5 protein-coding genes, 4 tRNA genes and 1 other RNA gene are annotated in these 5,490 nt (G+C 51.8%); 8 read left to right on the top strand and 2 right to left on the bottom strand.

The annotated features are described in order from the left end of the window. Positions 1 to 425: 425 nt before the first annotated feature. Together murB and birA are read left to right on the top strand one after the other, a co-directional pair. Positions 426 to 1,463 carry a UDP-N-acetylmuramate dehydrogenase gene (gene murB / locus HWW83_RS25375; RefSeq protein ID WP_033644353.1) on the top strand — a complete coding sequence of 346 codons (1,038 nt, stop codon included), beginning with the start codon at positions 426 to 428 and terminating at the stop codon, positions 1,461 to 1,463. Next, a complete protein-coding gene (birA, locus tag HWW83_RS25380; protein ID WP_033644354.1) occupies positions 1,460 to 2,422 on the top strand; it encodes a bifunctional biotin--[acetyl-CoA-carboxylase] ligase/biotin operon repressor BirA in 963 nt (320 codons plus the stop codon). The genes murB and birA overlap by 4 nt, the downstream gene beginning before the upstream one ends. A gap of 48 nt (positions 2,423 to 2,470) precedes the next feature. Here the strand turns inward: birA and coaA are convergent, their stop codons facing one another. Continuing rightward, positions 2,471 to 3,421, bottom strand: a complete 951-nt coding sequence (coaA, locus tag HWW83_RS25385) for a type I pantothenate kinase (RefSeq protein WP_025304936.1) — start codon at positions 3,419 to 3,421, stop codon at positions 2,471 to 2,473. A gap of 219 nt (positions 3,422 to 3,640) precedes the next feature. Next, the gene (locus HWW83_RS25390) at positions 3,641 to 4,189 is read right to left on the bottom strand and encodes a GNAT family N-acetyltransferase (RefSeq protein ID WP_033644356.1); all 549 of its coding nucleotides are present in this window, start codon (positions 4,187 to 4,189) and stop codon (positions 3,641 to 3,643) included. Between the two features lie 396 nt (positions 4,190 to 4,585). Between HWW83_RS25390 and HWW83_RS25395 the strand changes: the two genes are divergently transcribed. The 6 genes from HWW83_RS25395 to HWW83_RS25420 form a co-directional block, all read left to right on the top strand. Next, positions 4,586 to 4,661: transfer RNA gene (locus HWW83_RS25395), tRNA-Thr, on the top strand. A gap of 25 nt (positions 4,662 to 4,686) precedes the next feature. Next, positions 4,687 to 4,771 (top strand) — tRNA-Tyr (locus tag HWW83_RS25400). A gap of 46 nt (positions 4,772 to 4,817) precedes the next feature. Next, positions 4,818 to 4,933: non-coding RNA, RtT sRNA (locus HWW83_RS25405), on the top strand. 37 nt (positions 4,934 to 4,970) lie between these two features. Beyond that, positions 4,971 to 5,045 (top strand) — tRNA-Gly (locus HWW83_RS25410). Between the two features lie 6 nt (positions 5,046 to 5,051). Then, positions 5,052 to 5,127: transfer RNA gene (locus HWW83_RS25415), tRNA-Thr, on the top strand. Between the two features lie 109 nt (positions 5,128 to 5,236). Continuing rightward, on the top strand, positions 5,237 to 5,490 hold a 254-nt coding region (locus HWW83_RS25420; RefSeq protein ID WP_032983140.1), incomplete at its 3' end, for a GTP-binding protein.

Here is a 5,490-nt window from a genome sequence, read left to right on the forward strand (position 1 = left end):
CGATGGTAGTGTGGGGTCTCCCCATGCGAGAGTAGGACACTGCCAGGCATCAAACAAAGCCGAAAGCCCTGAACTGACGTTCAGGGCTTTTTGCTATGCGTAAAATAAATCCCCTGATCGTATCTATTGCTTAGAAAAATACCTATTTCAGCGGACGTTGCTTATTTACATAAGCACGTATAATGCTTTTGAGCAGGAGAATAACCAGCTCAATATATAATTGATAGATTAAGATTATTATTTAAATAATAAAAATGCCTATTTATGAACATGTTGATAAGAATTATCCTGTTATATCAAAGATAAATCCTAATTCTTCAGTGCATTACTCGATAAATTTCACGTTAATTAAAACAAATATTAGCCAGACGCTTCGAATCGAGTAGACTAAGCAAAAGATTATTTCCGCATGGGTACTGAACGTTATGTCTACTGAAAGCGCGTCTTTAAAAAACCACAATACTTTTGCGCTCCCGGTCAACGCAGCGCACCTGGTCATCGCCGATAGAATTGAGTTGATGCTCAAAGTCTGGCAACAAACGCGCAAGCGTCAGGAGCCGCTGCTGATTCTCGGTGAAGGTAGCAACGTACTGTTCCTGGAAGACTTTTCGGGTACGGTCATGGTTAACCAACTGAAGGGCATCGATGTTCGAGAAGATAACGATGCCTGGTATCTCCATGTCAGCGCCGGTGAGAATTGGCACGATCTGGTGCAATATACGCTGCAGGCCGGGATCTGCGGGTTGGAGAACCTGGCGTTGATTCCTGGATTGGCCGGCTCCGCGCCTATCCAGAATATCGGTGCCTATGGCGTCGAATTGAAAGATGTCTGTGAGTATGTCGACCTGCTGGACTTCTCTACGGGTGCCATCGATCGCATTCCGGCAGCCGATTGTGGTTTCGGCTATCGGGAAAGCATTTTCAAACATCGCTTCCAAACTGGGCATGCCATTGTCGGGCTGGGTCTGCGTCTGAGCAAGCAGTGGCAACCCAAGTTGAGCTATGGCGATCTGGCCAAGCTGGATCCCGCCACGGTGACGCCACTTCAGGTATTCGAGTCCGTATGTGCCATGCGCCGCAGCAAGCTGCCTGACCCGCGCGAAACCGGTAATGCCGGCAGTTTCTTCAAGAATCCGCTGGTGAACGCGGGGAAAGCCGCAGAACTCATCACACAATATCCCGGCATGCCGCATTATCCGCAGCAGGATGGTCAGGTGAAGCTGGCCGCTGGCTGGCTGATCGATCAGTGCGAACTGAAGGGGTATCGCATCGGTGGCGCAGCCGTACACCGCCAGCAGGCGCTGGTGCTGGTGAATATCGATAATGCGCATAGTCAGGATGTGGTGGCTCTGGCGCGCCATGTCCGTAAGACTGTGGCCGATAAATTTGGCGTATGGCTGGAACCTGAGGTGCGTTTCATTGGCGCAACTGGCGAATTGAACGCTGTGGTGGTGCTGTCATGAGAGATACCAAGGTCCCGTTAAAACTGATCGCGCTATTGGCCGACGGTGAATTCCATTCCGGGGAACAGCTCGGTGAGTCATTGGGCATGAGCCGTGCCGCGATCAATAAGCATATTCAAACCGTTCGCGAGTGGGGGCTGGATGTCTTTACTGTACCGGGGAAAGGATACAGCTTGCCTGCTCCCATGCAGCTATTGGAGGCGGAACGCATTCTTAGAGGGCTGGACGACAAGCGAGTTACCGTGCTGCCGGTCGTAGACTCTACCAATCAATATTTGCTGGATCGTATCGAAACGCTGCAATCTGGCGACGCCTGCATCGCTGAGTACCAACTGGCCGGCCGCGGTCGTCGTGGGCGTCAGTGGATTTCGCCGTTTGGCGCCAATTTATACCTGTCGATGTTTTGGCGATTGGAACAGGGGCCAGCTGCGGCGATGGGGCTGAGCCTGGTGATCGGCATGGTGATGGCGGAGGTCTTGCAGCGTCTTGGCGCTAAAGATGTGCGAGTCAAATGGCCCAACGATCTTTACCTGAACGATCGTAAATTGGCAGGGATCTTGGTCGAGTTGACGGGGAAAACCGGCGACGCGGCTCAGTTGGTCATCGGCGCCGGCATTAATTTGGCGATGCGGGATACCAATGCGAGTGGGATCAACCAAGGTTGGATCAACCTGCAAGAAGCCGGTATTAACATCGATCGTAATGAGCTGACCGCCACTCTGCTTAATGAATTGCGGCAGTCCTTAAAACAATTCGAGATAGATGGGCTGGCGCCATTCATTGGCCGTTGGCGCACGCTGGATAATTTTATCGACAGACCGGTCAAACTGCTGATTGGCGAGCGACAGATTGTGGGTATCGCCCGGGGTATCGACGCGCAAGGTGCACTCCTGCTGGAACAAGAAGGGGAAATCAAACCCTTTATCGGCGGAGAGATATCGCTGCGCAGCGCGGAATAGTGAGAAAAGACAAGGGGACGGCAGCGTCCCCTTGATCGTTCGGTAGGCTTATTTTCTTAAACGCACGCTTTCAACGGCATGGTTGGCGCTTTTGGTCATAATCAGGCTCGCGCGTTCGCGGGTAGGCAGTATGTTCTGCTGCAAATTCAATCCATTGATTTCATTCCATAATTGCGTGGCAATATTAATCGCCTCCGGTTCCGGCAATTTTGAATAATTATGGAAATAAGAATCAGGATTGGAAAATGCGCCCTGACGGAATTTCAGGAAACGGTTGATATACCAGCTTTGCAATAGCGTCTCCGGCGCATCGACATATATAGAGAAGTCGACGAAGTCGGAAACGAATACGCGATGCGGATCGTGAGGATAATCCATACCGCTTTGCAATACGTTAAGCCCTTCCAGGATAAGAATGTCCGGCTGTTCGATGACTTTATTACCTTCGGGCACAACGTCATAGATCAAATGGGAATAAACCGGGGCGGTGACACGTTTGGCGCCGGATTTCACTTCCGACACGAACTTCACCAGGCTATGCATATCGTAAGACTGCGGGAAGCCTTTTTTCTTCATCAAACCGCGTTCGTTCAGCACCTTGTTTGGATGCAAGAAGCCGTCGGTCGTGATCAGCTCAACGCTGCGGTGTTCCGGCCAGCGGCTCAGCAGCGCCTGCAACAGACGTGCGGTCGTGCTCTTGCCGACGGCTACGCTGCCGGCGATGCCGATGACATAGGGAATCTTTTGCCCGTCGGTGCCGAGGAATTGTTCCAGTACCGCCTGCCGGCGCAGGTTGGAACTGATATAGAAGTTCAACAGTCGTGACAGCGGCAGATAAATCTGCGCAACTTCTTCCAACGAGAGATCTTCGTTAATCCCTTTCAGTTTAACGATCTCTTCTTCCGACAACGTCAGCGGCACCGAATCTCGCAACGCAGCCCACTGGGTACGATCGAACTGTAGGTAAGGCGTTGCTAAAGATTGATCTCTTTTTATCATAAGCCAAATTCTGCCTGTTAACGCAGGTTGGGAAAGGCGCCGGACGCCAACTCCAGAGAATAAACAAGCTGCATATTATAGACAGCTTCGTTTTTGGCGTAGACTTTTTTCGCAAAAGTTGTCGATAGGCAGCAGTTTATGTCAATTGTGCGAAGCGGCGCGCAGTTGATAAAGCGGGGTTGCAAGGCGGTATCATGGAGTCAGGATACCGCCTGAAGGTTAGCTGGCGATAGCGCGTGAAGACGGGGTCACGGTGAACAGACGTTTGTAATAAATGACGGTTGAGTGGTAATAGCCATCGGGTCCGGCCGCATAGTCAGGCATTTCACCCAGACAGCGATAGCCCAGACTGCGATAAAGTGCTTCTGCCGCCGAACCGGCCTGTGTATCCAGATACAGTAGCCCGCGCTGCTGTTGCAGTGCCGCTTGCTCCAACGTCTTCATTAGCGCCAGGCCTACGCCGTTGCGACGAGCGCGGCTATGAACCAGCAGTTTCACTACCTCCGCACGATTACGGCCATTCGGTTTCTGGCAGAGCTCGAGTTGAACGGTGCCAACGACGCCGCGTTCGTCGCGGGCAATCCACAATAGCAGCTCACCCTTGGCCAAGGCCGGACGCAGGCTGTGGAAGTAACTCTCGGCGTCTTCATGCGGGATTAAGGTGTCGTAGCCCACTGAAGCGCCGTGGGTGACCGCATCGGTCAACAGGCGAGCCAATTCATCGCGATAAATCGGGAGCGTAGCGGCGTTAATAGGCACTATTTTCATCGGTCATTCCTCCAGATATGGGGGTAATGAAGATAAGCAATAACTGCGCCAGAGCGATAAAAGGCATAGCCACGGCGAAAGGGCGAGGAATAAGTGTAGTTCACGCCACGAACCAGGGCAGCCATCCTCTTTTTGGTGCATCGATCCCGCTCACGGTTTACCGTCGTGGGTTACGTGTTTTGAGAAGCCCGACACGGAGAAAGGGGCGTTCAAAGCTTGCAAAAAGTGGATAAAATTGTAGAGAATGATTGCCGCAAGTGATGAATGTTTGCACGCCACAGGCTGCGAATTGCATGACAGCATGCAAAATTGACTGATTTATGAGCGAAAGTGCGCGTAAAGCAATTTTTTTGTTGCATAGGTCGCCCGCTCTACCTAGAATGCGCTGCACTTGATGCCGGCTTAGCTCAGTAGGTAGAGCAACTGACTTGTAATCAGTAGGTCACCAGTTCGATTCCGGTAGCCGGCACCATTCAAGTCACAAGTAGTTAAAATCTGGTGGGGTTCCCGAGCGGCCAAAGGGAGCAGACTGTAAATCTGCCGTCACAGACTTCGAAGGTTCGAATCCTTCCCCCACCACCAAATCTTGCCTTCGGCGATTAACTGAGATGCGATAAACACCGCAACGGTTGATGGCGGGAGGAGAGGGCGAAAGCCTTCGGCAAGGTTCGAGTTGTGCAGCGCGAGGCGCAGCCGGCCCGAAGGATACGAGCCGAGTGATGAACAATCCTGCTCTATCCCCAAAATTCTACAGAAAAATCAGGTAGCCGAGTTCCAGGATGCGGGCATCGTATAATGGCTATTACCTCAGCCTTCCAAGCTGATGATGTGGGTTCGATTCCCACTGCCCGCTCCAAGATGTGCTGATATAGCTCAGTTGGTAGAGCGCACCCTTGGTAAGGGTGAGGTCGGCAGTTCGAATCTGCCTATCAGCACCACTTCTTAATTTCTCGCCCCCTGATTTTCTTTCTGTTCTGGATTCAACGAGCAAATGCTTGGTTGATGTGGTGATACCACCGATTTATCCGTGTCTTAGAGGGACAATCGATGTCTAAAGAAAAGTTTGAACGTACAAAACCGCACGTTAACGTCGGTACTATCGGCCACGTTGACCACGGTAAAACTACCCTGACTGCAGCGATCACTACCGTTCTGGCTAAAACCTACGGCGGTTCTGCACGTGCTTTCGACCAGATCGATAACGCACCAGAAGAAAAAGCTCGTGGTATCACCATCAACACCTCTCACGTTGAGTATGACACCCCGACTCGCCACTACGCGCACGTTGACTGCCCAGGGCA

Source organism: Serratia ureilytica, from assembly GCF_013375155.1.
Taxonomy (GTDB): Bacteria; Pseudomonadota; Gammaproteobacteria; order Enterobacterales; family Enterobacteriaceae; genus Serratia; species Serratia ureilytica.